General features: G+C 66.9%; 28 protein-coding genes, 2 tRNA genes and 1 CRISPR repeat array. Of the genes, 23 read left to right on the plus strand and 7 right to left on the minus strand.

Going from position 1 to position 24,291, the window contains the following annotated elements; all coding sequences use genetic code 11:
- The first annotated feature begins 124 nt into the window (after nt 1-124).
- The 12 genes from cas3 to ACK8OU_RS03260 all read left to right on the plus strand — a co-directional run bounded on the left by cas3 (nt 125) and on the right by ACK8OU_RS03260 (nt 11,275).
- Nucleotides 125-2,614 (plus strand): CRISPR-associated helicase Cas3', encoded by a 2,490-nt coding sequence (gene cas3, locus ACK8OU_RS03205; RefSeq protein WP_410301916.1) that lies wholly within the window; start codon nt 125-127, stop codon nt 2,612-2,614.
- 80 nt (nt 2,615-2,694) lie between these two features.
- The gene (gene casA, locus ACK8OU_RS03210; protein ID WP_410301917.1) at nt 2,695-4,152 is read left to right on the plus strand and encodes a type I-E CRISPR-associated protein Cse1/CasA; all 1,458 of its coding nucleotides are present in this window, start codon (nt 2,695-2,697) and stop codon (nt 4,150-4,152) included.
- The gene (gene casB, locus ACK8OU_RS03215) at nt 4,149-4,643 is read left to right on the plus strand and encodes a type I-E CRISPR-associated protein Cse2/CasB (RefSeq protein WP_410301918.1); all 495 of its coding nucleotides are present in this window, start codon (nt 4,149-4,151) and stop codon (nt 4,641-4,643) included. The genes casA and casB overlap by 4 nt, the downstream gene beginning before the upstream one ends.
- Nucleotides 4,640-5,737 carry a type I-E CRISPR-associated protein Cas7/Cse4/CasC gene (gene cas7e, locus ACK8OU_RS03220; protein WP_410301919.1) on the plus strand — a complete coding sequence of 366 codons (1,098 nt, stop codon included), beginning with the start codon at nt 4,640-4,642 and terminating at the stop codon, nt 5,735-5,737. The genes casB and cas7e overlap by 4 nt, the downstream gene beginning before the upstream one ends.
- A complete protein-coding gene (gene cas5e / locus ACK8OU_RS03225) occupies nt 5,737-6,402 on the plus strand; it encodes a type I-E CRISPR-associated protein Cas5/CasD (protein ID WP_410301920.1) in 666 nt (221 codons plus the stop codon). Before cas7e ends, cas5e begins: the two co-directional genes overlap by 1 nt.
- Complete coding sequence (gene cas6e, locus ACK8OU_RS03230; protein ID WP_410301921.1) at nt 6,399-7,070, plus strand: type I-E CRISPR-associated protein Cas6/Cse3/CasE; 672 nt, start codon at nt 6,399-6,401, stop codon at nt 7,068-7,070. Before cas5e ends, cas6e begins: the two co-directional genes overlap by 4 nt.
- Nucleotides 7,067-8,017: a type I-E CRISPR-associated endonuclease Cas1e gene (gene cas1e, locus ACK8OU_RS03235; RefSeq protein ID WP_410301922.1), complete on the plus strand. Its 951-nt coding sequence runs from the start codon at nt 7,067-7,069 to the stop codon at nt 8,015-8,017. Before cas6e ends, cas1e begins: the two co-directional genes overlap by 4 nt.
- Nucleotides 8,014-8,301: a type I-E CRISPR-associated endoribonuclease Cas2e gene (gene cas2e, locus ACK8OU_RS03240; RefSeq protein WP_410301923.1), complete on the plus strand. Its 288-nt coding sequence runs from the start codon at nt 8,014-8,016 to the stop codon at nt 8,299-8,301. The genes cas1e and cas2e overlap by 4 nt, the downstream gene beginning before the upstream one ends.
- A 70-nt stretch (nt 8,302-8,371) precedes the next feature.
- Nucleotides 8,372-9,193: direct repeats of the CRISPR family, unit length 29 nt; unit sequence CTGTTCCCCGCCCGCGCGGGGATGAACCG.
- Between the two features lie 420 nt (nt 9,194-9,613).
- A complete protein-coding gene (locus ACK8OU_RS03245; protein ID WP_410301924.1) occupies nt 9,614-9,919 on the plus strand; it encodes a c-type cytochrome in 306 nt (101 codons plus the stop codon).
- A 234-nt stretch (nt 9,920-10,153) separates the two neighbouring features.
- Complete coding sequence (locus ACK8OU_RS03250; protein ID WP_410301925.1) at nt 10,154-10,336, plus strand: cold-shock protein; 183 nt, start codon at nt 10,154-10,156, stop codon at nt 10,334-10,336.
- Nucleotides 10,337-10,385: 49 nt separating this feature from the next.
- On the plus strand, nt 10,386-10,499 hold the full coding sequence (locus ACK8OU_RS03255) for a hypothetical protein (protein WP_410302010.1): 114 nt from the start codon (nt 10,386-10,388) through the stop codon (nt 10,497-10,499).
- Nucleotides 10,500-10,546: 47 nt separating this feature from the next.
- Complete coding sequence (locus ACK8OU_RS03260) at nt 10,547-11,275, plus strand: lysophospholipid acyltransferase family protein (RefSeq protein ID WP_410301926.1); 729 nt, start codon at nt 10,547-10,549, stop codon at nt 11,273-11,275.
- A gap of 21 nt (nt 11,276-11,296) precedes the next feature.
- Here ACK8OU_RS03260 and ACK8OU_RS03265 read toward each other — a convergent pair whose 3' ends face one another.
- The 5 genes from ACK8OU_RS03265 to ubiT all read right to left on the minus strand — a co-directional run bounded on the left by ACK8OU_RS03265 (nt 11,297) and on the right by ubiT (nt 15,548).
- Nucleotides 11,297-12,157, minus strand: coding sequence for a glycosyl hydrolase (locus ACK8OU_RS03265; protein ID WP_410301927.1), 861 nt, complete (start codon nt 12,155-12,157; stop codon nt 11,297-11,299).
- 107 nt (nt 12,158-12,264) lie between these two features.
- Nucleotides 12,265-12,969 carry a Crp/Fnr family transcriptional regulator gene (locus ACK8OU_RS03270; RefSeq protein ID WP_410301928.1) on the minus strand — a complete coding sequence of 235 codons (705 nt, stop codon included), beginning with the start codon at nt 12,967-12,969 and terminating at the stop codon, nt 12,265-12,267.
- A gap of 136 nt (nt 12,970-13,105) precedes the next feature.
- Nucleotides 13,106-14,011, minus strand: a complete 906-nt coding sequence (gene ubiV, locus ACK8OU_RS03275; protein ID WP_410302011.1) for a ubiquinone anaerobic biosynthesis protein UbiV — start codon at nt 14,009-14,011, stop codon at nt 13,106-13,108.
- Between the two features lie 2 nt (nt 14,012-14,013).
- Nucleotides 14,014-14,991, minus strand: coding sequence for a ubiquinone anaerobic biosynthesis protein UbiU (gene ubiU, locus ACK8OU_RS03280; protein WP_410302012.1), 978 nt, complete (start codon nt 14,989-14,991; stop codon nt 14,014-14,016).
- Nucleotides 14,991-15,548, minus strand: a complete 558-nt coding sequence (gene ubiT / locus ACK8OU_RS03285; protein ID WP_410301929.1) for a ubiquinone anaerobic biosynthesis accessory factor UbiT — start codon at nt 15,546-15,548, stop codon at nt 14,991-14,993. Before ubiT ends, ubiU begins: the two co-directional genes overlap by 1 nt.
- A gap of 117 nt (nt 15,549-15,665) precedes the next feature.
- Between ubiT and ACK8OU_RS03290 the strand changes: the two genes are divergently transcribed.
- Complete coding sequence (locus tag ACK8OU_RS03290) at nt 15,666-17,165, plus strand: UbiD family decarboxylase (protein ID WP_410302013.1); 1,500 nt, start codon at nt 15,666-15,668, stop codon at nt 17,163-17,165.
- Nucleotides 17,162-17,728 carry a UbiX family flavin prenyltransferase gene (locus tag ACK8OU_RS03295; RefSeq protein WP_410301930.1) on the plus strand — a complete coding sequence of 189 codons (567 nt, stop codon included), beginning with the start codon at nt 17,162-17,164 and terminating at the stop codon, nt 17,726-17,728. The genes ACK8OU_RS03290 and ACK8OU_RS03295 overlap by 4 nt, the downstream gene beginning before the upstream one ends.
- A gap of 3 nt (nt 17,729-17,731) precedes the next feature.
- Here ACK8OU_RS03295 and ACK8OU_RS03300 read toward each other — a convergent pair whose 3' ends face one another.
- On the minus strand, nt 17,732-18,142 hold the full coding sequence (locus tag ACK8OU_RS03300) for a PaaI family thioesterase (RefSeq protein ID WP_410301931.1): 411 nt from the start codon (nt 18,140-18,142) through the stop codon (nt 17,732-17,734).
- Nucleotides 18,143-18,327: 185 nt separating this feature from the next.
- Here ACK8OU_RS03300 and ACK8OU_RS03305 point away from each other — a divergent pair, with 185 nt between their 5' ends.
- The 5 genes from ACK8OU_RS03305 (at nt 18,328) to ACK8OU_RS03325 (ending at nt 21,224) form a co-directional block, all read left to right on the plus strand.
- On the plus strand, nt 18,328-19,266 hold the full coding sequence (locus tag ACK8OU_RS03305) for a pirin family protein (RefSeq protein ID WP_410301932.1): 939 nt from the start codon (nt 18,328-18,330) through the stop codon (nt 19,264-19,266).
- Nucleotides 19,267-19,404: 138 nt separating this feature from the next.
- A tRNA-Asp gene (locus tag ACK8OU_RS03310) sits at nt 19,405-19,481 on the plus strand.
- Between the two features lie 33 nt (nt 19,482-19,514).
- A tRNA-Asp gene (locus tag ACK8OU_RS03315) sits at nt 19,515-19,591 on the plus strand.
- Between the two features lie 19 nt (nt 19,592-19,610).
- Complete coding sequence (locus ACK8OU_RS03320) at nt 19,611-19,838, plus strand: RND transporter (RefSeq protein ID WP_410301933.1); 228 nt, start codon at nt 19,611-19,613, stop codon at nt 19,836-19,838.
- 108 nt (nt 19,839-19,946) lie between these two features.
- Complete coding sequence (locus tag ACK8OU_RS03325; RefSeq protein ID WP_410302014.1) at nt 19,947-21,224, plus strand: glutamate-5-semialdehyde dehydrogenase; 1,278 nt, start codon at nt 19,947-19,949, stop codon at nt 21,222-21,224.
- A 108-nt stretch (nt 21,225-21,332) separates the two neighbouring features.
- Here ACK8OU_RS03325 and ACK8OU_RS03330 read toward each other — a convergent pair whose 3' ends face one another.
- Entirely contained in the window at nt 21,333-21,944 is a 612-nt protein-coding gene (locus tag ACK8OU_RS03330; RefSeq protein ID WP_410301934.1) for a histidine phosphotransferase family protein, read from the minus strand.
- Nucleotides 21,945-21,969: 25 nt separating this feature from the next.
- Here ACK8OU_RS03330 and ACK8OU_RS03335 point away from each other — a divergent pair, with 25 nt between their 5' ends.
- The 4 genes from ACK8OU_RS03335 to ACK8OU_RS03350 all read left to right on the plus strand — a co-directional run bounded on the left by ACK8OU_RS03335 (nt 21,970) and on the right by ACK8OU_RS03350 (nt 24,290).
- A complete protein-coding gene (locus ACK8OU_RS03335) occupies nt 21,970-22,149 on the plus strand; it encodes a DUF3553 domain-containing protein (protein WP_410302015.1) in 180 nt (59 codons plus the stop codon).
- Between the two features lie 158 nt (nt 22,150-22,307).
- Complete coding sequence (gene olsB, locus ACK8OU_RS03340) at nt 22,308-23,093, plus strand: L-ornithine N(alpha)-acyltransferase (RefSeq protein ID WP_410301935.1); 786 nt, start codon at nt 22,308-22,310, stop codon at nt 23,091-23,093.
- On the plus strand, nt 23,090-23,911 hold the full coding sequence (gene olsA, locus ACK8OU_RS03345; protein WP_410301936.1) for a lyso-ornithine lipid O-acyltransferase: 822 nt from the start codon (nt 23,090-23,092) through the stop codon (nt 23,909-23,911). Before olsB ends, olsA begins: the two co-directional genes overlap by 4 nt.
- A gap of 124 nt (nt 23,912-24,035) precedes the next feature.
- Nucleotides 24,036-24,290: a hypothetical protein gene (locus ACK8OU_RS03350; RefSeq protein ID WP_410301937.1), complete on the plus strand. Its 255-nt coding sequence runs from the start codon at nt 24,036-24,038 to the stop codon at nt 24,288-24,290.
- The last annotated feature ends 1 nt before the right edge of the window (nt 24,291 follow it).

Below are 24,291 nucleotides of genomic sequence, written 5' to 3' on the forward strand. Positions count from 1 at the left end.
ACAATCCGGGCCGGGCAGACATCTGGCGCCATCATTTCCGCTACCATCGGCCCCGATCCGCCGTGTAAGACTATTCATTGATTGGTCGAGGCAACGAAGAATGGCAATAGAGACGCTCTCCATCATGCTGAGTTGGCCCGGCAAGAGTGCTTCTGAAGACGGCGGCCCGATGCACCCTGCGGTCTTGCACATGCTGGATGTCGCCGCCGTTGCGGAACGGCTTATTACGCCATTCGATTTTCCTCCTGCGTTGCGCGATGCGTTGGTGCTTCTGGTTGCGCTGCATGATCTGGGCAAGATCAGTGACAGTTTTCGGGCGATGATCGAAACAGGCGCTTCACAGCGTTTCCGGCACTGGCAACTGACCGAGGCGCTGCTTTACGCCCATGACGCACGGTTGGCCGGTCGGATCGGCGGTGGCTGGCGGCAGCGGCAGGCGCTTTACGCCTCGACCGCGGGCCATCATGGGCAGCCATCCGATCTTGATCTGGGCGGGCAACCGGGCTTGCCCAGACGGGCAGGCGACATGCGCAATGCGCTGGCCGCCGTGGGGGCCGGAATGGACCCGGCCGGTTGTGTGATTGACGCCTTTTCAAGGCTCTGGCCCGCCGCATCGTTGGAGGGATTGGATCCCGAAGGCCCGACCACGGCATTGGGCTGGTGGCTGCCCGGACTTTGCGCTGCGGCCGATTGGGTGGGGTCGAACTCGCTCTGGTTCCCGCCCGAGGCGGGGCAGCCGTCGCTTTCCGATCACCTGGCCCGATCCCGGGAACGCGCGACATCCGCGTTGGCCGCGGCCGGACTTGCGGGGTCTGCCGTCAGGCCCGGTGCGCTTTTCGATTTCAGCATGCGCCCGATGCAATCGGCGTGCACGGCCATTCCACTGGCCGATGGCCCGATGCTGGCTGTCATCGAGGATGAGACAGGTGCGGGCAAGACTGAAGCCGCGCTGATCCTTGCGCATCGCATGGCACTTGCCGGCAAGGGGCGCGGCATCTATTTCGCGCTGCCCACAATGGCGACGGCCGATGCCATGTTCACCCGCGCCCGCGATGTGGTCGGGCGGATGTTCGCGGCGCCGACCTTGACCCTTGCGCATGGTCGGGCCGGACTTTCTGATGACTTCAGGGATCTCGCCACGGGTGGGCCACCGGGTGAGGATGATCCAGGCTGTACAGGCTGGCTTGCGGAAAGCCGCCGTCGCGCGTTGCTGGCGGATGTCGGGGTTGGAACGGTAGATCAGGCGCTTTTGTCGGTCTTGCCGGTCAAACATCAGGCGCTGCGCCATTTCGGTCTGTCTTCCAAGATTCTGATCGTGGATGAGGTTCACGAGATGGGCGAGCCCTATGTCGCCCGTGAACTGGAACGGCTTTTGCAGATGCACCGGGCTGCCGGCGGTTCCGCCATCCTGTTGACGGCGACTTTGCCGCTGGCGCTACGGGCGCGGTTGCTGGCCACCTATGGTGCTGCAAATCCCGGTGCGGCCTATCCTGCGCTGACTGTGGCGCGGGGGGCGGTGATTGCGGAATTTCCGCCTGATGCGCGGCCGGTGAAGGGCCCGGTTACGGTGCAGCGGGTCGGTGACGCCGATCAGGCTGCTGATATTCTGGCGCATTCCGCAAATGGCGGTGCCGCCTGTGTCTGGGTGCGCAATTCGGTTGATGATGCGATAGCGGCCGTGGCCGCCCTGGCGGCGCGCGGCGTGACAGCGCGCCTGTTGCACGCGCGGTTTGCGTTGGCCGATCGCAAGCGGATCGAGGCGCAGGTTCTGGCACGCGCTGGCAAGGACGGGACAGAGCGGGCCGGATTCGTGCTTGTCGGAACGCAGGTTCTGGAGGCCTCGCTTGATCTGGACTTTGATGTGATGGTGACCGATGCCGCCCCCATCGCGTCGATCATTCAGCGTGCGGGGCGGCTTTGGCGGCACATGGATCGCCGGCCCGCCGCCAACCGGCCCGTGCCAGCGCCGGTGCTGCATGTGCTCTCTTCCGATCCTGATGTGGTTGTCGATGAACGCTGGCTTCAGGGCGCGCTTGGCAGTGGCGCCTTTGTCTATTCTGTGGCGGATGTCTGGCGCAGCATGCGAACGCTGTTCAAGGCCGGCCGGATCGAGGCGCCCCACGGTCTGCGCGGCCTGATCGAGGCGGTGCATGGCGAGACCGCTGAAGACCTTCCGGCGGCCCTGATCGCTGCTGAGGTGCAGGTGATTGGCAAACAGGCTGCCGCCAGCACTCTGGCGCTTCACAATCTTGTCGATCTGACAATGGGCTATCGCGGGGCAGGGCGCGGCGACAGCGATGCGAAATACCCGACCCGTCTGGGCGAGGAATCGCGGACGCTGATCCTTGCCCGCCTTGTCGGACCGGGGCTGCGCCCTTGGGCCGGGGAAGGGGCCGAGGGGTGGGCGCTGTCCGAAGTTTCCGCCCGCCGCAGCCGCCTGGACCGACTGCCGCTACCGGACCAGGCCAGCCCGATCATCGCCGCCATTACCCGGGACTGGCCCGACTGGAAGCGCGCCGAAACCCGGGTCTGCCCGGTGGCCGAGGATGGCACGATTTGCGAGGGGCTGCGATATGAGGCGGAACTGGGTCTGATCTGGGGGGGCGATGCCTGATACCCCTGAAAATCAAATGACTTTACTTGTTCCCGGAACGAGGTTCTATTTTTTGAAATTGTTGCACGAGGTTTTTTTTAATGTCGCTCAATCTGATTTCCGATCCGTGGATTCCCGTGCGCTGTTCCGATGGATCGCGACGCATCATCGCGCCCTGGCAGATCGCCGAGCCGGGGGTAGAGGCACCCGACTGGCCGCGTCCCGACCTTAACATCGCCTGCTGTGAGTTGCTGATCGGCCTTGTGTTCATGGCCGACCCGCCGGCCAATATCACGGACTGGGATCGCCGCGCTGCGCCCGATCCCGCGCGGCTGCGCGCGCGGCTGGCGCCCTTCGCACCCGCCTTCAATCTGCTGGGCGACGGGCCGTTGTTCCTGCAGGATCAAGAGTCGTTGCAGGGTGAACCCAACTCGCCCGATATGTTGTTCCTCGACAGTTCGGGCGCGAATACAGCCCGCAACAATGCCGACTTGATGGTCCACCGCCACCGCTATCGGGAATTGAGCCTGCCCCTTGCAGCGATGGCGCTTTATACCTTTCAGGCTTTTGCCCCCTCTGGCGGGGCGGGTAACCGCACCTCGATGCGCGGTGGCGGTCCATTGGTTGCTTTGGCCGATCCCGGGCAGGGGCTCTGGGCGCTGGTCTGGGCCAATGTGCCCTATGGCCAAATGGCAGCTTCCGAAGATTTGCCCTGGATGCGCGCGACGCGGGTGTCTGCCCAAGGTCAGCAGGTTCTGCCGCCCGAAGGCGCGCTGTTCGGGGTCGAGGCGTTCTTCGGCATGCCGCGCCGCCTGCGGCTGACTGCTGATGGCGCGGCCGTGACGGGCGTCATCCAGAAGCCGTACGGCACCAACTATGCGCTGTGGAAACACCCGTTGTCGCCCTATTACCGGATGAAACCGGGTGCGGAATGGCTACCCAAACATCCCCGCGCCGGACGCTTCGGCTATCGCAACTGGCTTGGGGTTGTTGCACGCGAGGCTAAAAGCGAGGTGGCGGAACTGTCCTTGTCACTTCGAACCTGGGGGCAGCGGCGTGGTGATGGTTCTGTGATTGTGGCCGGCTGGGCGATGGACAACATGAAGCCGCGTGATTTCATCCTGTCGGTCGAGCCATTCCTCGATCTGGAACCCGAGGCCGAGGAGCGGCTGATCGGTTTGATCCAAGCCGCCGAGGCTGCGGGCGTTGCGTTGCGCGGCGCGCTGGAGCCGGTGCTTGCGGCAGGGGAGGCCCGCGAGGCCGAGCGCGAGGCGTTCTTTCTGGCTACTGAGGCGCGCTTTGCCGCGCGTCTGATGTCCTTGCGCGCGGGGTCGGATCCGCGCGCGGACTGGCTGGCCGATCTGCGCGATCAGGCCTTGCGGCAGTTCGATGCGTTGGCCGTGCCGGGGCTTGACCAGCGCGAAACCGATCAGATCCGCCGGATCGTCGATGCGCGCAAGTTCCTAAGCCTGGCATTGGCGGGGTACGGCAAGCCGGGTCGCGCGATCTTTGAACCGCTTGGACTGGAACCGCCGCAAAAGAAAGGGAAAGCTGCATGAGTGCCACGACGAAAGGGCCGGGCGCCATTGCGCTTGGCTGGTGGGCGCGCGAGATCGCGCCGCGTGACATCCCGTCGGCAAAGGGGCTTTCCGCGCGCTTGCGCCGGGCTGCGCCCTTGGCTGCCTTGTGCGAACCTGCGGTGCAGGATCTGGCGCGGGGCCTTGGCCTGCGGGACCGTCAGGCCGATCAGCTGGTGCAATTGGCCATCCTGCTTGCGGAAGTGCGCGAGAATGGCGCGGCAACTTTGGCGCAGCGGCTGGGTGGTGCGGAACCGGCGATGTCTTCGCTTCGGTTTCAGCGGCTGATGCGCGCAGAGGGTGCGGAACTGACCGACCACCTGCGCCGCGCCATCACGATGGCCGACCGTTGTTGCAACGTAGCCGCACTGGCCGCAGACCTGCTGCACTGGGAGCCCGCCCGGCCGCGTTGGTGCTTCCATTATTTCGGGGCGGAAGCGCCCGCCAGGATTTTCGAGGAGAAGACAGAATGACGACTTTCGTGCAATTCCATCTGCTGACCAGCTATGGTCCGTCGAACCCCAACCGCGACGATCAGGGCCGCCCGAAACAAGCTGTTGTGGGCGGTGTTCCGCGGCTTCGGATGTCGTCACAATCGGTAAAGCGGGCGCTGCGCGAAAGCAGCTTCTTTGCGCTGGAACTGGCGGGCCATCTTGGCACCCGAACCAAGCAGCTTCATGACGGGCTGGTGCGGCATCTGCTGAGCAAGGGGGTTTCCGACAAGGCCGCCGCCGATGCGGCCAGGACCGTGGCTGAAATTTTCGGGAAGCTGGAGACTGGCAAGAAAAAGGACGGCACCGAGGATGTGAAGGCCACCACGCTGGCCTTCATCTCGCCGCAGGAATGGCAGTTGGCGGAACAGCTGGCCGAAAAGGCAGCAGCGGGCGAAGCCCTGCCGAAAGAGAAGGATCTGAAGAAGCAGGTGCTGCGCCGGGCTGATGGCGCGGTGGATATCGCGATGTTCGGGCGGATGCTGGCTGAGGACGCGGACTTCAACCGCGAGGCCGCGGTGCAGGTCGCGCATGCGATTACGACCCATACCGCGCAGGCGGAAGAGGACTGGTATTCGGCCGTGGATGATCTGAACAAGGCCGAGGATACCGGGGCGGGGCATCTGGGCGAAACGGCATTCGGGTCGGGTATCTATTACCAATATGTCTGTGTGAATGCCGACCTGCTGATCGAAAACCTGGGCGGCGACCGCGAGCTGGCCGCGCGCGGGATCGAGGCGCTGGCCAAGGCGCTGGCGCAAACCACGCCGCGCGGAAAGCAGAACAGCTTTGCCCATCACCCCGTGGCCTTTTACATGCGGGCCGAGGCAGGCCCGCGCGCGCCGCGCGACCTGTCGGGTGCCTTCTTCACCCCGGTGGACCGCAAGCTGCGCGAACTGGGGGCGAACGACCTGCAACGCGGCTCGATCAGGGCGCTGGAACTGACGGCTCAACAGATCGACGCCTGCTATTTCGACGGTCTGGCAGAGGAATTCCGTGATCTGAACACGCTGGACGGGCGCGGCACTCTGGCCGAAATCGTGCGTTTCGCGGGCGCAGCCGTGCGGGGGGCGTGATGCGGCCCTTCCTGATCTTTGGCCTGACCGCCAACCTTGGTGCGATGGGTGAATTGGCAGGGCACGAACGGCGCGGCGCGCTGCTTTGGCCCGGGCGCTCAGCGGTGATCGGCCTGATGGGGGCGGCACTCGGCATCCGGCGTGACGGCGATTTCACCGGCCTTGACGCGCTGACGATCACCGTGGGCGTCTATGACACCGGCACGCCGTTGCGCGACTATCACACGATCGAAACGGTGCCTTCTGCCGCGGCAAAGGCCCCCAATTCCCGCCCCGAGGCGCTTTGGTCCGCGCGGGGGCGGACCAATACTTCCATCACGCTGCGCGACTATCGCGCGGGACCGATGTTTGGCGTGGCTGTGGCCGGACAGGGGCTTGAGACCGTGTCGGCGGCGTTGAACGCACCCCGGTTCACCCTTTATCTGGGCCGCAAATCCTGCCCGCTGGCGGCGCCTCCCGGTGCGCGGGTCGTCGCCGCCGCAGACCCCGAGGCAGCGTTGGCGCATCTGGTCCTGCCCCCCTGGCGGGGTGGTGCGCGGCTGCACAGCCTGATCGTCGAGGATGACGCTGGTGAGGTCGTGCATGATCTGGCCATCGACCGGGCGCGCTGGCATTTCGCGCCACGCCGGGTTGTCGCCCGCCCGGTGGGGGGAGTTGCGCAATGACGCTTTACCTCAGCCAGATCCGCCTTTCGCGCGCCCCTGCGGCAGAGGCGCTTGCGCCCCTCTTGCGGCCGTCGGACGCGGGCCAGCGGCGTGCGGCGCAGCATAATCTGCTGTGGTCCGCCTTCTCGGATGGGCCCGACCGGCAGCGCGACTTCCTGTGGCGCGAGGATCGGGACGGCAGCTTCCTGACCCTCTCGGCGCGCGCTCCGGTGCAGACCGATCTGTTCCAGCCGCATCGGGTCAAGGTCTATGAACCCGCGTTGGCCCGCGGCGACAGGCTGGAATTCCAGTTGCGTTGTAATGCGACCCGGCAAAAGCGCGGAGGCGCGCGGGTCGATGTAGTGATGGATGCGCTGCATTCCGTTCCACCGGGCAGCCGCGCCGAAGATCGCATGCGCCTTGCGGCAGAGGAGGGCAGGGCCTGGCTGTCGCGGCAGGGTGAAAAGGCCGGTTTCACACTGATCTCGGCCGAGGCCGAGGACTACCGGGCCGAGGTTTTGCCCGGTCATCGCGGGCCTCGCAAGGGGCAGCCGCAATTCGGCATTCTGGACCTGTCCGGCCGTATTGCGGTAAGTGACCCCGACATCTTCCTTGCGCATCTTGCTGCGGGTTTCGGCCGCGCCAAGGCCTTCGGCTGCGGCTTGATGTTGATCCGGCGGGCACCATGAGCGGGGCGGGGAACGGCCTGCCCGGTCTTGCCCCGCCCGCACCGATCCCGCTGAAGGATCGGGCCACGCTGGTATTTGTCGAACATGCGCGGCTGGATGTTCTCGACGGGGCTTTTGTCGCAGTCAATGCTGACGGCACCCGCACCCAGATCCCGGTCGGCGGCATTGCTTGCATCATGCTGGAGCCCGGCGCCCGCATCAGCCATGCTGCCGTGTCGCTGGCGGCGCGCGTCGGTACGTTGATCACCTGGGTCGGCGAGGGGGGCGTGCGGCTTTATTCCGCCGGCCAGCCGGGCGGTGCGCGTGCCGATCGGTTGCTGTGGCAGGCCCGTATCGCGCTGGACGATGCTGCGCGTCTGCGCGTGGTCCGCCGGATGTATGCGATGCGCTTCGGCGAAGAGGCCCCCTCGCGCCGATCCATCGACCAGTTGCGCGGTATCGAAGGCGTGCGCGTCCGCGAGACCTATGCCCTGCTGGCGGACCGCCACGGGGTGGATTGGAAACGCCGGCGCTATGACCACACCGATTGGGAAGCAGGCGACGTTCCCAACCGGTGCCTGTCTGCCGCGACCGCATGCCTGCACGGGCTGTCCGAGGCGGCCGTTCTGGCGGCGGGCTATGCGCCGGCCATCGGTTTCCTGCACTCGGGCAAGCCGCTGTCGTTCGTCTACGACATCGCCGACCTGTTCAAGCTGGAAACCGTGGTGCCCGAAGCCTTCCGCATTGCGGGGCTCGCGGCGAAGGGCAAGCTTGATATGGGGCCTGATCGCGCGGTTCGACTGGCGTGCCGTGACATCTTTCGCAAGACGGGCCTGCTGACCCGCATCATCCCCGCGATTGAAGATGTGCTTTCCGCCGGTGAGGTCCCCCGCCCGGATCCCCCGCCCGAAGCAATGCCAGTTGCCTTTGAGGAAGGCCAAAGCGGCGATGCGGGGCACCGCGGATGATGGTCGTGGTGGTTTCAAATGCGCCCCCCCGCCTGCGGGGCCGCCTGTCGGCATGGCTGGTAGAGGTTCGGGCAGGCGTATATGTTGGCGACTATTCCACCCGCACCCGAGAGATGATCTGGGATCAGGTGGTGGCCGGGCTTGATCAGGGCGACGCGGTGATGGTCTGGAAGGCGCCCAACGATCAGGGCTATGACTTCCGCACACATGGAAGAAATCGCCGCATGCCGGTAGATTTCGACGGACTGAAACTGGTGAGCTTTCTTCCCGAAAAGCCCGTCTGATCGCGCGGGAAATTTCGGTACGCTCTTTGACATTGGAAAAAATCTGGCAGATCAAGCGTCTGCAGGAAGACTGTTCCCCGCCCGCGCGGGGATGAACCGACCAGCTTGATCTTTGCATCCAGTTCGGCCCGCTGTTCCCCGCCCGCGCGGGGATGAACCGCGGTCGCTCTTGACGAATGCCTCGATCATGGCCTGTTCCCCGCCCGCGCGGGGATGAACCGGGCGACACAGGCAAAAGCACCGCCTGCCTTCGCTGTTCCCCGCCCGCGCGGGGATGAACCGGATACGACACGGCAGGGCTTGCCCTAAATGCCCTGTTCCCCGCCCGCGCGGGGATGAACCGGGTGGGTACCAGATCGCGGGCGGCGGCGATGACTGTTCCCCGCCCGCGCGGGGATGAACCGGAAGGAAAGACATGCGGCTGAGTGACTTTTACCTGTTCCCCGCCCGCGCGGGGATGAACCGCGGCGTGTTCTGACGTGCTGAGCGTCCAGAACCTGTTCCCCGCCCGCGCGGGGATGAACCGGCCACCGGAACCAACGGCGTTCCCCGCCCGGTCTGTTCCCCGCCCGCGCGGGGATGAACCGCCCCGGCGTTTCGACGAACCCGGTTTCCTCGTCTGTTCCCCGCCCGCGCGGGGATGAACCGCTGATGATCAATGTCGGTAAGCTTGACATAGACTGTTCCCCGCCCGCGCGGGGATGAACCGGCAGCACCGCTTTCGGAGGCTGCTGGACTTAGCTGTTCCCCGCCCGCGCGGGGATGAACCGTGTCACTTTTGCATATCCTATCTAGTCCCCGCCTGTTCCCCACCCGCGCGGGGATGAACCGCGGAGTCATAGCGTGGTATCCCGAACGTGGCCCTGTTCCCCGCCCGCGCGGGGATGAACTGATGGTGCGCCTCCATGTGTCGCGGTGATCGAGAGAAATGGAACGGCGATCAAAAGAACTGGGTGGTCACCAGTTTTAACGACACTGTCGGGAATTTTGATGACCGGCCCCAGTGGGAAGCGTTCCGGGTCACTGGGCTTGGCGAGGAACGGGCTCCATCCCCGACCGGTCAAGTTGAAAATAGCGCCGCACCAGTCGGTTTTCAAGGCGATGCGTTCAGCCAAGCCCGGGCCCCGACATCTGTTCCCCGCCTGCCGAGGCCGAAGCCAGCTTCTGTGCCGCTCTGGCAGCTGATCCCATGGTTGCGTAACGGACCGAAATCAGCCTCTGGCGCATCCGGCGCGGTTCACCGGCCCGGGCTTGCGCTGGCCGTTTCGCCCCGCTTGCGCTAAAAGACCCTTCAGCAAAATGGAGATCGCACATGCGCCTTCATCTGGTCGCGGCATTGATCGGGCTGGCCCTGCCCGTGGGCGCGGATCCGGTCGCCGAGGGCGCGGCCCTTGTTCAGCGCAACTGCGCCGCCTGCCATGGGGTCACCCAGGACGATGCCAGCCCGAACCCCCGGGCGATACCGTTCCGCTTTCTGGGCCGGCTTTATCCCATTGAACATCTGGAGGAGGCTTTGGCCGAGGGCATCATGGTCGGCCACGACATGCCCGAATTCGTGCTGGAGCCCGATCAGGTGACTGCGCTGATCCACTATCTGGAAACGATACAGGTCAGGTAACCGCACCGCCGACAGCGCCGGCCACGAACGGCGGCCCGGAAGAAGGGCGCATTTTCAGGGGATAACGCGATAAGTCGGTCGCCCCCTCGGAATAAGCTCGCAATCGGGGGGCATGTCGCCTATATCGGCGGGGCATATATTGTTTTCGGTCCTGTTCCTCACGGCTCAGCTTTCGATCTTCAGCTTTGCCGGGCCGCTGCGCTGTGTGAGCGGCATCACAGAAGGAATGGCACGATGACCAATGGCTCCGGGAAATGGCTCACCCCCACAAAAGGTTTCGGCTTCATCGCCCCGGAAGGCGGCTCGAAGGATGTGTTCATCCAGATCCCGGCGCCGGAACGCGCTGGCGTTCATCGGCTGCATGACGGTCTGGCCGTGACGTTCAATATCGAACATGATCGTAGCGGCCGTGAATAGGCTGCGAAGCTCACGCGCGCTTGACCGGCTTGCAGCCGCCATGGATTGCATGGCATCGGTCGGCACCGCGCGCCGGGCGTTCATCCGTGCCGCAAGGACCGCCGGTTTCGTTCCCGAAACCCGGGTCTTGCGGGCGCCCGCCCCGTCACCGACTGAAACATGACCCACCCGCCCGGGCTATATCGGGCCCCAATGCAGTAAAGCCCGCCCATGCAGATCGCCAGATCAAGACTTTTCGACGTTCTTCTGGGCCTGTGGACCCTGTTCATCAGCCCGGCGATCCCGGTTCTGATGCGGCTGCGCCGCCCCGATCTGACGCGGGCGGTGATCCGGTTCTGGACCGATGGGATATTTGGCCTGTCGCGCTGGTTCCTGGGCCTGCGGTTGCGCGAAGAGGGTGTGGAAAACAAGCATCTTCATGCCCCCTGCCTTTACGTCAGCAATCACCAGTCCGCCTGGGAAACGCTGGCCTTCAACCGCTTGCTGCCCGATATCACCATCGTCGCCAAGCAGGAACTGGGGCGGATTCCGGTCTTTGGCTGGTTCCTGCGCAACGCCCCGATGATTTTGATCGATCGCGATGCGGGCGCGCGCGCGCTCAAGGGGATGGTTGCGGAATCGCAGCGCGAACTGGCGCAGGGCCGATCGATCCTGATCTTCCCCGAAGGCACCCGCGTCAATGTGGGCGAACAGCGCAAGTATCAGCCGGGGCTGGTCGCGCTTTACCGCAAGCTGGATCTGCCGGTGGTGCCGGTAGCGCATAATTCGGGCAGCTTCTGGGGCCGGGGCGCCAAGCGGGGCGGCACGATCACCGTGTCCTATCTGCCGGCGATCCCGCCGGGCCTGCCGGCGGCCGAATTCATGGCCCGGGTCGAAGACCTTGTGAATGCCGAGAAAGAGCGTCTGTCCGCCAGCTGTGCCGCCCGGACCGGCGCCTAGGCGCCGCCGCCTTCGCGCGGGTCAGTTGCTGCCCGCATCGGCCACGCGCACCCCGCCCAGACGCTGCGCCACCTGCAGGAAGGCAGTGCCGATCGGGGTGGGGCGCAGGCTGTCATCGACCAGGTTCAGCCTGGGCGTGACACCCCCCCAGGGGTAGGGGTTGGCCGCGAACCAGGCATGGCGTTCGACAAAGGGCAGGCGGTCCATCATGCGGATCGCCTCTTGCACGAAGGCGGCGTTCTGGGCGTAGCTGACGGCGCCGGGGCGGTTCCAGTCGATCATGCCGAATTCCGTCACCCAGACGGGGCGGCGATATTCGCGGTGAACGGCCTCCAGCCAGCGCCTGAAGGCGGCCACATCGCCATCTTCGGAATAATAGTGGACGGCCATGAAATCGACGCGCAGGCCGCGGCGCTGCACCTCATCCATGAAGCGGCGCTGCCAGGATCCAGGGCCCAGCGTGCCGTCGCGGGTGGTGGCGGGGCTGCCCAGCCGCAGCCCATAGGCCTGCAGTCGGGGCCAGAGGTCCGCGGCCTTGTTCACGCTGATCGCGGTCTGGCCCTTGGCGTTCCCGTCGGGTTCGTTGAAGCCCAGCAGCGTGCGCACCGGCAGATCGGACCGGATCTTCTTGCCCACATCGCGCGCGCCATGCACCATCGGCACGAATTCCACCCCGCGCGGCTGGCCGCCAGGGTGATACATCTGATCCATGCGCCAGTTGTAATACCAGCTGACCCCGGGGCTTTGTTCGATGAATTCCAGCATCGTGTGGCGCGGGTTTTCCCAGGCGCCAAGGCCGATCTTCTGGGCATGGGCCGTGGGCGCGCCGATCATCATGGCAAGGGCCATCGCCATCAATCCCGCAAGTATCTTCCGCACCATCCGCACCTCCGCATGCTGCTGTCTGGCTAGCCTGCGGCGATGGGGAAATTATGGCGTGAATCGGGTATGAATTTGCATCTTTGGGTTGAATTGGGGCGGGAATGTGATCAGCGCGGGCCGGTCCAGGCGTCTGCCGGGTCGGCCAGGGCATAGCTGCGCAGCGCGGGCACGCTGCGGATGGACACGTTTTGATGGCGCACCCGCACCCCCAGCCGGTTCAGCCGGCCAAAGGCGCGCGACAGGCTTTCGGGCTTCATCCCCAGCCGTCCCGCCACCAGCGTCTTTTCAAAGGGCAACAGCACCTCATGCGTCAGGCTTTCGGGCGGGCAAAGGTCGGCCAGGAATTCCGCCAGCCGCTGCGCACCGTTCTGCACCTTCAACTGTTCGACCTGGCCGAACATGTCATCGACATGGGCCGAGGTCGCGCGCAGCACCGCCATGGCCACATCGGGGCACAGGCAACCCGCCTGTTGCAGCACCTCGGCATCGATCAGCAGGATCTGGCAGGGGCTGACCGCCTGGGCCGAGGCCTTGTGCGGCGCGCCCATCAGCACGGGCAGTTCTTCGAAACTGCAGCCGGCGGGCAGAAGCTGCAAGATCGCCTCGGACCCGTTGGGCGCGATGCGATACAGCTTGATCCAGCCTGCCACCACGATGCGCAGCGCCCGGGCACGTTCCCCCTGCAGAAAGATCGTGGCGCCCCGGTCATAGGCGCGTACCCGCGCGCGCGCCAGAAGCCCATCGCGCACCGCAGGCGGAAGCGATCGCAACACGGCGGCGCCACGGGCCGTTCCGACGAACCGATCCTGCATCAGAAGCCACCTTTGCTGTCAGTCTGAGAGAATCATGTCAGACCAGCGTGGCATCCGCGTTGATGGCAATCAAGCCGCTTTGCAATTTCCGGTTGTGGTATTTTATGAATGTTTATCAATATCTTGGCTGGTGCGATCAGCCCGCTGCAGCCGTGCCCGACCAATGCGCCCCCGCAGGCCCGGACAAAAACCCGTCCGACAACCGCCCCCCCGGCACCTGTCCGGCCAGATCCGCGGCCAGTTCCGCCCCGCTTTTCCGCCCGGCCAGAACCGCCGCATAGCCCCGGCAGATGCCGGTGAAATTGCCGGTCTGCGGCGACAGGCGCAGCGCCGTCACGCCGGCCTCGCGCAAGGCGTCAATCTGCAGCGCCATGCTGGCCGTGCTTTGGCTAAGCGTCTGCACCCCGTTCACCACCAGGAATTTTTGCCCGTCCAGGGTATCAACCTCGCGTCCGTCGGGATCCTCGGCGCAGACGAACTGGCAATTGTCCTTGGCCCGGTCATGCAGGCGCGCGTGATAGCACCGCCCTGAAATCGCCAGCGGCAGCCGTCCGTGGCCCCAGACCTCGACCGCAACGCCCGCGTCACGCCCGGCCCGGGCCAGCATCGCCACCGATTCCAGCGGCAGTTCGGGCGGCAGGCAGATCCGGGTGGCGCCGCGCCCGGCCAGCCAGCGCAGCGTGCCTTCGTTGTAGACATTGACCATAGGGCCCACCCAGAACGGTGTGCCGGGGGCGATATGATGCAGCGCGGTCAGGTCGTTGATCTCGACCGCAAGGCCGGTGGCGGCCAGATCGGCGGCCATCTTGCGTTCGCGTTTCAGCGTGATCAGCGCCAGGCTGGACAGCGCGACCGCCTTGCCCGCGGCCTGCAGGGTTTCCACGGCCTGGGGGATTTCATCCTGCCAGAAGGGCAGGCGCTTGGAACAGACCCATTCCCCGATCACCACCCGCGCGACCGGCGCCTGCGCAAGGGCCGCGTAAAACCCGCGCACCGCGCCTGCGGTCCAGAAAAAGGCATTCGGCCCGACGGTCAGGTCCATCATCATCTCCATGTCTTGGCATAGGCGCCGGTGGTGGCGGCCTGGCCTTCGGTCAGGCGGGCAAGGGCGCTTTCGGGCAGGGGCTGGCCCGCGGCCTGTGCCTCGACCGCGGCGCGGAAGGACCGCACCACCTGTGCCACATAGGCGCGCGATCGTTGCCGCCCCTCGATTTTCAGCGCCGAGACCCCGGCCCTGGCCAGCGCGGGGATCAACTGGGTCGCATCCAGGCTGACCGGGTCCTCAAAGATGTGGCCGGTCTGTTCGTCGGATCTGAAACAGCCCTTGCACAGCGTCGGATAGGGCGCGGGGGCCCCCCTGGGCGTGCGGTGGATGGTGAACCCGCCCAGCCGCGCGGCCAGTTCCGGGCCTTCCTCGGCATAGGCGACATGGCTGGCGGGGGAACAGACCCCGTTCATGTTGGGCGAGCGGCCCGTGGCATAGGACGACAGCGAACAGCGTCCCTCGGCCATGACGCACAGCCCGCCAAAGACGAAGACCTCGGTTTCCACGTCGATTTCACGATTGATCGCGGCGATTTCCTGCACCGACAGCACGCGCGGCAGAACCACGCGGCGCACACCAAATGCCTGCGCATACAGGTTGATCGCATCGGGATTGGCGGCGGCGGCCTGCACCGACAGGTGGCGGCGCAGCGCGGGGTGGTGTTCGGTCGCATGCGCCAGCAGGCCCAGATCGGCCAGGATCACCGCATCGGCCCCCGCCTGTTCCGCATCGGCCACAGCCCGGTGCCAGAGGGGTTCCGCGCCCGCGCGCGGGAAGGTGTTGATCGCCACCAGCACCCTGGCGCCGCGCGCATGGGCAAAGGCCACGCCCTCGGCCAGTTCCTCGCGGCTGAAGTTCAGCCCCGGAAAGTTGCGTGCATTGGTTTCATCGGCAAAACCGCAATAGATCGCATGGGCCCCGGCCTCGACGGCGGCGCGCAGCGCGGCGGGGGTGCCCGCAGGACAGACGAGTTCCATCATGGCCAATCTCCGGTGGTTTCCATCCTGTGCAGCGCCAGCCCGCTGATCCGTTCGGCGCGCGCCAGCGCCCGGCGCAGGCCGGGGCCCAGGGGGCCGGCAGCGGCGGCGATCGTTTCGGTCAGGTCCAGTTCGGCATCGTCGATCGCGTTGCGCAGCGCCAGCACCGCCTCGGTATCGCCCTCGATCGTCAGGTCGCGCGAAAAGAACAGCGCATCGCCGTCCTCGGCGCCGTGCAGCATCGCCAGAAAGGCGGACAGGGGGCCCGCGATACGCGCATCATGCGCGGGCGCGCGGTTGCGCCGGCACGCGCGCACCTGCGCCGTGCGCGGCTGCATCAGCAGCGCAAAGGGCAGGTCCGTCGGGTCGATCAGCACGCGCCGGTCCGCATGCGGCCCCAGTCGGCGCAGCATGGCGGGATGGGCCTGCACCAGCTTGCGGGTCAGCGCGCTCAGCATGACCGAAACGGGTGCCAGCGGCAGCGGGGCGGCCGCGCGCGACAAAAGCCGCGGCAGATGGGGCAGGGCGGGGCGTGTGTGGGGGGGGGCGGTCAGCATCGGCCTTTTCCTTGGACAGGGCGGTGATAAGACGCCGCAGTTCGCACGGACTTGACATAGGTCAAGTTGTCGCGCCGAGGTGCCTGCTAGGTCCGTGCCCAACCGATGGAGACCATGATCCGCAGCCTGCCGCCCTTTCCCGATCTGCGCGCCTACCTGGCCTGGGCCGAGGGGCAGGGCGATCTGTTGCGCCTGCCCGATCCGGTGTCGCTGCGCCATGAAATGACGGCGCTGCAACTGGCCTGCCTGCGCCAGAATGGCCCGATCCTGCGTTTTGATGGCGCAACGGGCGCGGATGGCCGGCCTGCGGCGATGCCGGTGATCGGCAATCTGTTCGGCACGCCCGCCCGCGTGGCCGCCGGTCTGGGGCTGGGTCTGGATCAGGTTCCGGCCTTTGGCGAATTTCTGGCGGCCCTGCGCAGCCCCGCCCCGGTTGAAGGCATGCGCGACGCAATGTCGCGCTGGCCGATGCTGCGCGCGGCGCTGTCCACCCGGCCGAAAATCCTGCGCACAGGTCCGGTGCAAGAGGTTGAGGCCGCGCCCGACATGGACCTGATCCCGGTTCAGACCCCCTGGCCCGAAGATGCGGGGCCGTTGATCACCTGGCCCGTGGTCATCACCCGCCCGCACGGGTCGGATGCCGCGCAGGTCGCGCGCTATAATCTGGGCGTCTATCGCGCGCAGGTGATCGGGCGCGACCGGCTGATCCTGCGCTGGCTGGCGCATCGCGGCGGGGCGGCCCATGCGCGCAGCTGGGCGCAGGCGGGCGAGCCGATGCCGGTGGCGATCGCGCTTGGTGCCGATCCGGGCACGCTGCTTGCCGCGGCGCTGCCGCTGCCCGAAACCGTGTCAGAGCTGACCTTTTCGGGCGTGCTGCGCGGGGCGCGGGCGGAACTGGTGCCCGCGCGCAGCGTGCCGCTGATGGTGCCGGCCCGGGCCGAGATCATCCTGGAAGGCTGGGTCCATCCCGGCGAGACCGCGCCCGAAGGCCCCTTTGGCGACCACACCGGCTATTACAACGCGGTCGAACCCTTTCCGGTGATGCGTCTTTCGGCGATCACGCATCGGCGCGACCCGCTGTATCTGACCACCGTGACGGGGCGCCCGCCCGATGAACCCGCCGTCATCGGCGAGGTGTTCAACGATCTGGCCCTGCCGGTGATCCGCGCGCAGATCCCCGAGGTGGCGGATCTGTGGCTGCCGCCCGCCGCCTGTTCCTATCGCATCGCGGTGGTATCGATCCGCAAGCGTTATCCGGGGCAGGCGCGGCGGGTGATGATGGCGCTGTGGGGGATGCTGGCGCAGTTCAGCTATACCAAGATGGTGATCGTGGTGGATGACGATATCAACCCGCGCGACTGGGATGATGTCGCCTGGGCGCTGGCCACCCGCATGGATCCCGCGCGCGACACGCTGGTGATCGACGGCACGCCGATGGACTACCTTGATTTCGCCTCGCCGCGCGAGGGGCTGGCGGGCAAGATCGGGCTGGATGCGACCACCAAGATCGGCACGGAAACCACGCGCGACTGGGGCAGGGTGATGGCGCTGGACCCCGCGCATGAGGCGCTGGCCGCGCAGATCCTGGCGCGCCATCTGCCGGGGGCGGGGGCATGAGCGCGCGGGTGGTGCTGGGGGTGTCGGGCGCGTCCGGCGCGGCGCTGGCGCTGGATTGCGCGCGGGTGCTGGCGCGCGCGGGCGCGGCGGTGGAACTGGTGCTGTCGGCCATGGCGGAACGCACGCTGGACCTTGAAATCGGGCCTGGCGCGCGCGACGAACTGGTGGGGCTGTGCGAACGCCATCATCCGGTGGTCGATCTGGGGGCGGCGATCGCCTCGGGGTCGTTCCCGGTGGCCGGGATGATCGTCGCGCCCTGTTCGATGCGCAGCCTTGCGGCGATTGCACAGGGGCTGGACGACAATCTTCTGACGCGGGCGGCCAGCGTGCAGCTGAAGGAACGCCGCCCCCTGATCCTTCTGGCACGCGAGGCGCCGCTGACGCTGGCGCATTTGCGCAACATGACGGCCGCGACCCGGATGGGGGCGGTGATTCTGCCGCCCGTCCCGGCCTTTTACCTGCGCCCCGTGACGGTGGCCGAGGTCACCGCCCAGATCGCGGCGCGCGCGGTGGATCTGCTGCGCCTCGGGCCGCCGCAGGCCACCGCCTGGGACCCGCGCTAGGGGTTACCTGCGCAAGATCATCTGCGTTTGCGTCACGATCGCGGCCACCTTGCCATCGCCGCGCAGGATCGTGGTCTGCCAGACCATGGTCGAACGCCCCTTGTGCAGCGGCGTGCAGATGCCGCGCAGCGTATCGTCCGGTTCCACCGCGCGGAAGAAATTGGTCTTGCTTTCGATCGTCGTGGTGCCTTCGCCCGCGCCAAGGTTCAGGAAGGTCGCGGTGCCGCCCAGATTGTCGGCAAAGGCCATCGCCGCGCCGCCATGCAGCACGCCGTTGCGGTTCAGCAGGTCGGGGGCCACGGTCATTTCGGCTTCGACCCGGTCGGGGGTGGCGCTGGTGACGCGCAGGCCGATCAGGCGCGCGAAGGGGGGCTGATCGGCGGCGATCGCGGCGATCGGATCGGTGTCTTGCATCGGCTGTCCTTTCTGTGCCTGGCGGGGCATGGCTAGCAGACCCGGGCGGGGCAGGCACGGGGAAATCGTCCCCGCCCCCGCGTATCCCGGGGCCCACCGTGCCCGGGCGCACAGGGGATGCGCGTGATCCGCCCTGGGGAAACCGCCGCCTTGCGCTTACCTTTGACGCAGCAAAGGAGAGCGACATGAGCTGGAACCCCGCCCTGGACCCCGATCTGCCCAAAGGCGATGCCGTCGATGCGATCGCGGTGGAAATCGTGCCCCGCGCCCGCGACATCGGCGGCTTTGAGGTGCGCCGCGCGCTGCCCTCGGTCAAGCGCCAGATGGTCGGCCCTTTCATCTTCTTCGACCAGATGGGTCCGGCCGAATTCCTGACCGGGCAGGGGCTGGACGTGCGCCCCCATCCCCATATCGGGCTGGCGACCGTCACCTATCTGCTGCAGGGGCGTCTGCATCACCGCGACAGCCTGGGCACGGATCAGTGGATCACCCCCGGCGCGGTCAACTGGATGACGGCGGGCCATGGCATCACCCATTCCGAACGCACCGATGGCCCGGTGCGCCAGACCGGGCAGACCCTGTTCGGCATTCAGACCTGGGTCGCGCTGCCCAAGGATGCCGAGGATGGCGCGCCCGCCTTTACCCACATGGGCGCGTCCGGCCTGCCGGTGCTTGAGGCCGAGGGCAAGCGTGTGCGGCTGATGCTGGGCGAGGCCTGGGGCGCACGCGCGCCGCTGCCGCTGCCGTCAGAGCTGTTCTATGCCGATGCCGAACTTGCCCCGGGCGCGGGCCTGCCCCTGCCCGACAATCACGAGGATCGCGGGGTCTATGTCCTGTCGGGAAGCCTGCAGGTGGGCGGGCAGTGGTTCGAGCCGGGCAGGATGCTGGTTTTCCGCCCCGGCGACCGGATTTCTGTTCACGCCGGGGCGCAGGGCGCGCGGGTGATGCTGCTGGGGGGCGCCACGCTGGAAGGGCCGCGCTATATCTGGTGGAATTTCGTCGCCTCGTCGCGCGAACGGATCGATGCCGCGAAAGAGGCCTGGCGCGCGGGCGACTGGGCGCATGGCCGCTTTCGCCTGCCACCGGGGGATGCGGATGAATTCATCCCGGCCCCGGATCGCTAGGCCCGAACGCCGGGCCCGAAAGACGCGGACGAAAAACCTGCCCGGGGGGATGCGCTTTTTTCGTGCAGGGCCATTGACGCCACCGCCCGGGCTGCGTAATACGCTCCTCACGTTCGGGCGGCGATCCGGGCGGGTTACGCGGTTGTAGCTCAGTTGGTTAGAGTACCGGCCTGTCACGCCGGGGGTCGCGGGTTCGAGCCCCGTCAACCGCGCCACCGCCCCGGATCGCCCGAACGTGAAAAGATCGCGCGGTTGTAGCTCAGTCGGTTAGAGTACCGGCCTGTCACGCCGGGGGTCGCGGGTTCGAGCCCCGTCAACCGCGCCACTTTTTCCGAAAGGTTCCCATGCTTCGCCGTCTTTATGACCGCATCGGCCTGACCGGGGCCGCGATCGTGGCGCTGACGCTGGGCCTTGCGCCCTTCACGCCCGAACCGCATGTCTGGGAAAAGCTGAAGATGCTGGCCGCAGGCGCGCTGATGCGGCCCATCGACATCTTCGATCTGCTGATGCACGGGCTGCCCTGGCTGCTGCTGGCGGCAAAGCTGTGGGAAACATTGCGCGCCCGCGCCTGACGTTGCCCCCTGACGCTGCCGTGCGCGCCCGGCTTGCACCCTGCGCACCCGGCCCGTTATAGGGGGACAGTTTTCCCAAGGGTGGCCGCCATGACCAGCACCGAATCCATGATCCAGACCGAAGGCACGGGCGAAACCGCCGGTGCGCTGATTGATCGCATGGGCGCGCAGGCCCGCGCGGCGGCGACCGATCTGAGCTTTGCCCCGGCCGATCAGCGCGCCCGGGCGCTGCAGATCGCCGCGGATACGCTGGATGCGCGCCGCGCCGCGGTCATCGCCGCCAATGCCCGCGATCTGGATTTTGGCCGCGACAAGGGGCTAAGCCCCGCGATGATGGACCGCCTGATGCTGGACGACAGGCGCATCGATGGCATCGTCGCGGGCCTGCGGGCGGTGGCGGCGCAGCCCGATCCGCTGGGCGCGGTGATCGCGGAATGGGACATGCCCTCGGGTCTGCATATTCAGCGCGTGCGCACGCCGCTGGGGGTGATCGGGGTGATCTACGAATCGCGCCCCAACGTGACGGCGGATGCCGGGGCGCTGTGCCTGAAATCGGGCAATGCGGTGATCCTGCGGGGCGGTTCGGAAAGCTTCCATTCCTCGGCCGCGATCCACGCCTGCATGGTCGAAGGCCTGCGCGCCGTGGGGCTGCCCGAAGCCGCGATCCAGCTGGTGCCCACGCGCGACCGCGCGGTGGTGGCCGCGATGCTGCGTGCGGTCAACCACATCGACGTGATCGTGCCGCGCGGCGGCAAGGGCCTTGTGGGCCTTGTGCAGGCCGAGGCGCGGGTACCGGTCTTTGCCCATCTGGAAGGCATCTGCCACGTTTACGCCGACGGCGCCGCCGATCTGGACAAGGCCCGCCGCGTGGTGCTGAACGCCAAGACCCGGCGCACGGGCATTTGCGGGGCCGCCGAATGCCTGCTGATTGACCGCGCCTTCCATGCCCGCCACGGCGCGGTGCTGATCGAGGATCTGCTGAAAGCCGGTGTCGAGGTCCGGGCCGAGGGCGAACTGGCGCAGATCCCCGGCACGGTTCCGGCCAAACCGGACGACTTCGGCCAGGAATTCCTCGATTCGATCATCGCGGCCAGGCTGGTCGATGGTGTCGACGGCGCGATCGCGCATATCCGCCGCTATGGCTCCAGCCACACCGAATCGATCCTGACCGAGGATGACGCGGTGGCCGAACGCTTCTTCACCCGGCTCGACAGCGCGATCCTGATGCGCAACGCCTCGACCCAGTTCGCCGATGGCGGCGAATTCGGCATGGGGGCGGAAATCGGCATCGCCACGGGCAAGCTGCATGCGCGCGGGCCGGTGGGGGCGGAACAGCTGACCTCGTTCAACTACCGGGTCACCGGCGACGGCACGATCCGCGCCTGATCCCTTCGGCTTTGCAAAAATATCCCGGGGGGCGGTCACGGGCCGCCCTTGGCGGCGCGTGATCCGGGGGGCAGCGCCCCCCCCACGCCACCCGCGCAACCTGGCGCGTCAGAAAGTGATCCTTGCCCCGGTCTCGGCCACATCCCAGGCGATCCGGCGGCCCTGGCGCGCGGTCTCCAGCGACAGCAGGGCGAATTGCACCTGCGCGGGGCTGACCGCGCCGCCGCCGCCTTCCAGCTGCGCCCATAGTGCGGGATCGGGCTTGGTGCGCCGCGCTTCGGCCAGCAGATCCCACCGTCCCCCGGTTTCCAGAATGCGGATGGTCCCGCCCCAGGGCAGGGCGCTTTCCAGGCACAGAACCCCCAGGAAACACAGCTTGACCGCCAGCCGCGCCTGATCGCCCGGCGCCAGCCATTCGATCTTCAGCCGACCGCCGCTTTCCACATCGGCCAGCAGCGCCGCGATCTCGCGCTGGCCCAGCCGCTGACCGGCGCCCGCCTGGCCAAAAGCCACGCGAAAGAACTTCAGCCGCGCCGAGGCGCTGGCCACGCTTTGCGCGATCAGCTGCAATTCCGGGCCCATGCCCGCGCCCGTCATGGCCAGCAATTCCACCCCATTGCCGATCGCCCCCAACGGGCTGATAAGGTCATGACACAGACGCGATCCGACCAGGGCGACCAGATCGGCGGGAAGGAACGGGTCTGGGGGTGCAAGGGGCATGAAACTATCCGCAGATGGGGGCGCGATGAACGAATTTCTGGAACCCGGCATGATGGTGCGCCATCCGCTGGCCCCCGATTGGGGCCTTGGTCAGGTGCAGTCGCGCATCGGCAATCGGATCACGGTGAATTTCGAACATGCGGGCAAACAGGTGATTGACGGACGCCGGGTGGCGCTTGTGCTTGTGATGCCGGATCAAAGTTAACAAACCCTTTACGCCACCTTTCATGCCGCCTTCGGCAAGATCACGCCCCGCCCGCACCCCGCCCGCGCCCGGGTCCTTGATCCCCGCTTTTGGTTGCAAAGCGCCGGGGCCTTGCCTACAAACCGCCAAATGCCCGCGCGGGCCGGTGACGACAGCAGATGACACCCGATACTTCTTGTTTCGAGATCCGCCTTGCGCAGGCGCCGGGCGACCTGATGGCGGCGCAGCGGCTGCGCTATGCGGTTTTCGTCGAGGAACTGGGCGCCTCGGGGCCGATGGTTGATCATGACGCGCGGCTGGAACGCGATGACTTCGACCCGGTCTATGACCACCTGATCCTGGTCGATACGCGCCGCGACGCGGCGGCGCTGGATCATGTGGTGGGGGTCTACCGGTTGCTGCCCTCGGATCGGGCGGCGGCCTTCGGTCGGTTTTACTGCGACGACGAATATGATCTGACCCGCCTGCGTGCCTCGGGGCGGCGCCTGCTGGAACTGGGGCGGTCCTGCGTGCATCCCGATTACCGGGGCGGGGCGGCGATGTTCCTGCTGTGGAACGCGCTGGCGCAATATGTGCTGGACCACGGGATCGAGGTGCTGTTCGGCGTCGCCTCTTTCCACGGCACCGATCCGCAGGCGCTGGCCGCGCCCCTGTCCTGGCTGCACCACCACCACCTGGCGCCCGAACCGATCCGTCCGCGCGCGCGGCCCGATCATTTCCAGCGCATGGACCTGATCCCCGCCGACCGGCTGGACCGGCGCATGGCGATGCAGCAGATGCCCGCGCTGATCAAGGCCTATCTGCGGCTGGGTGGCTTTGTCGGTGACGGCGCCTATATCGACCATGATTTCAACACGATCGATGTGCTTCTTCTGATGGACACCACCGCCATGAGCGCGCGTCACCGCGAATTCTATACCCGCCGCCATGAGGGCCGGGCTTGAGCACCTGGCGCGATGCCGCCCCCCCCGATCTGCCGCGCCCGGGCCCGGGGGGCCTGGTGCGGGCGGCCTTGCGTGGCGCGGCGCTGATAACGGTCGTCTATGGCGGGCTGGTGCTGTTGCTTTTGCTGCGACTGATTGAACGCCCGCTGTACGGGCTCAACCGGCCCTGGACGCCGCGGATCACCCGGGCGGTCTGCCGCGCGGCCTTTCCGATCATGGGGATGGGGTTTCGCGTCACCGGCACACCGATGACGCATATCGGCGCGGTCGTGGCCAACCATGCATCGTGGCTGGATATTTTCGCGCTGAACGCCTGCCAGAGCGTCTATTTCGTCTCCAAGGCCGAGGTTGCGGACTGGCCCGGCATCGGCTGGCTGGCGCGGGCCACAGGCACGCTGTTCATCCGCCGCGACCCGAAAGAGGCCCGCGCCCAGCAGCAGCAGCTGGAAGACCGCATCCGCGCGGGCCACCACCTGCTGTTCTTCCCCGAGGGCACATCGACCGACGGGCGCCGGGTGCTGCCGTTCAAGCCGACGCTGTTTCAGGCCTTCTACACCCACGGTCTGGACCGGGTGATGCAGATCCAGCCGGTCAGTGTGGTCTATCATGCCCCGCCCGGCGCGGACCCGCGGTTTTATGGCTGGTGGGGCGATATGGCGCTGGGGCCGCATCTGCTTGCGGTGCTGGCGCGCCGCCCGCAGGGGCGGGTCGAGGTGATCTTCCATCCCCCGCTTGATGTGGCCGGTTTCCCCTCGCGCAAGGCGCTGGCGGCGGCCTGTGAGGCCTGCGTGCGCGCCGCCGTCTCCGCCGCTGATTAAGCGGATGCAACCCTTGAGGGAGGTGTTGTTAAAATTTCTCTTTTTGATTGTCTGATTCTGTGCCTAATATGAAGGACATCAATCCTGCGTGATACACGCTTCACATTTTGGGGAATGTGGACCGATGACAATGACAGAACACGACAGCCTGTCCGGCAAAGGGCAGGGATCAGACCGGCCCCGGCGCCTGCCGGGCCTGACCATCGCGGTTCCGACCTGGCGCCTCCTGGGCATTGGCCGCGCACCTGCCATCCGCGCTGATGACCGTCAGGTGACCCGCGAACAGATCCGTGAACTGTTTTCCGCGGAACTGTCCAACGGCCCCGAACCGGCCGCCTCGACCGGCGTCTGGTCGCGCATGGGGCGCCCGCGCGGCTGAC

Source organism: Pontitalea aquivivens (genome assembly GCF_046507575.1).
GTDB lineage: Bacteria > Pseudomonadota > Alphaproteobacteria > Rhodobacterales > Rhodobacteraceae > Pontitalea > Pontitalea aquivivens.

Coding starts and splice junctions, on each gene's coding strand:
- ACK8OU_RS03305 (WP_410301932.1), top strand. CDS start 18,328: ATGAGCTGGAACCCCGCCCTGGACCCCGATCTGCCCAAAGGCGATGCC.
- cas6e (WP_410301921.1), top strand. CDS start 6,399: ATGACGCTTTACCTCAGCCAGATCCGCCTTTCGCGCGCCCCTGCGGCA.
- ubiU (WP_410302012.1), bottom strand. CDS start 14,991: ATGGAACTCGTCTGTCCTGCGGGCACCCCCGCCGCGCTGCGCGCCGCC.
- ACK8OU_RS03260 (WP_410301926.1), top strand. CDS start 10,547: ATGCAGATCGCCAGATCAAGACTTTTCGACGTTCTTCTGGGCCTGTGG.
- ACK8OU_RS03330 (WP_410301934.1), bottom strand. CDS start 21,944: ATGCCCCTTGCACCCCCAGACCCGTTCCTTCCCGCCGATCTGGTCGCC.
- cas1e (WP_410301922.1), top strand. CDS start 7,067: ATGAGCGGGGCGGGGAACGGCCTGCCCGGTCTTGCCCCGCCCGCACCG.
- casB (WP_410301918.1), top strand. CDS start 4,149: ATGAGTGCCACGACGAAAGGGCCGGGCGCCATTGCGCTTGGCTGGTGG.
- ACK8OU_RS03265 (WP_410301927.1), bottom strand. CDS start 12,157: ATGGTGCGGAAGATACTTGCGGGATTGATGGCGATGGCCCTTGCCATG.
- ubiT (WP_410301929.1), bottom strand. CDS start 15,548: ATGCTGACCGCCCCCCCCCACACACGCCCCGCCCTGCCCCATCTGCCG.
- ACK8OU_RS03270 (WP_410301928.1), bottom strand. CDS start 12,969: ATGCAGGATCGGTTCGTCGGAACGGCCCGTGGCGCCGCCGTGTTGCGA.
- casA (WP_410301917.1), top strand. CDS start 2,695: ATGTCGCTCAATCTGATTTCCGATCCGTGGATTCCCGTGCGCTGTTCC.
- cas7e (WP_410301919.1), top strand. CDS start 4,640: ATGACGACTTTCGTGCAATTCCATCTGCTGACCAGCTATGGTCCGTCG.
- ACK8OU_RS03300 (WP_410301931.1), bottom strand. CDS start 18,142: ATGCAAGACACCGATCCGATCGCCGCGATCGCCGCCGATCAGCCCCCC.
- cas5e (WP_410301920.1), top strand. CDS start 5,737: ATGCGGCCCTTCCTGATCTTTGGCCTGACCGCCAACCTTGGTGCGATG.
- ACK8OU_RS03250 (WP_410301925.1), top strand. CDS start 10,154: ATGACCAATGGCTCCGGGAAATGGCTCACCCCCACAAAAGGTTTCGGC.
- ACK8OU_RS03255 (WP_410302010.1), top strand. CDS start 10,386: ATGGCATCGGTCGGCACCGCGCGCCGGGCGTTCATCCGTGCCGCAAGG.
- ACK8OU_RS03295 (WP_410301930.1), top strand. CDS start 17,162: ATGAGCGCGCGGGTGGTGCTGGGGGTGTCGGGCGCGTCCGGCGCGGCG.
- cas3 (WP_410301916.1), top strand. CDS start 125: ATGCTGAGTTGGCCCGGCAAGAGTGCTTCTGAAGACGGCGGCCCGATG.
- ACK8OU_RS03245 (WP_410301924.1), top strand. CDS start 9,614: ATGCGCCTTCATCTGGTCGCGGCATTGATCGGGCTGGCCCTGCCCGTG.
- ACK8OU_RS03325 (WP_410302014.1), top strand. CDS start 19,947: ATGATCCAGACCGAAGGCACGGGCGAAACCGCCGGTGCGCTGATTGAT.
- cas2e (WP_410301923.1), top strand. CDS start 8,014: ATGATGGTCGTGGTGGTTTCAAATGCGCCCCCCCGCCTGCGGGGCCGC.
- olsB (WP_410301935.1), top strand. CDS start 22,308: ATGACACCCGATACTTCTTGTTTCGAGATCCGCCTTGCGCAGGCGCCG.
- ubiV (WP_410302011.1), bottom strand. CDS start 14,011: ATGGACCTGACCGTCGGGCCGAATGCCTTTTTCTGGACCGCAGGCGCG.
- ACK8OU_RS03335 (WP_410302015.1), top strand. CDS start 21,970: ATGAACGAATTTCTGGAACCCGGCATGATGGTGCGCCATCCGCTGGCC.
- ACK8OU_RS03350 (WP_410301937.1), top strand. CDS start 24,036: ATGACAATGACAGAACACGACAGCCTGTCCGGCAAAGGGCAGGGATCA.
- ACK8OU_RS03320 (WP_410301933.1), top strand. CDS start 19,611: ATGCTTCGCCGTCTTTATGACCGCATCGGCCTGACCGGGGCCGCGATC.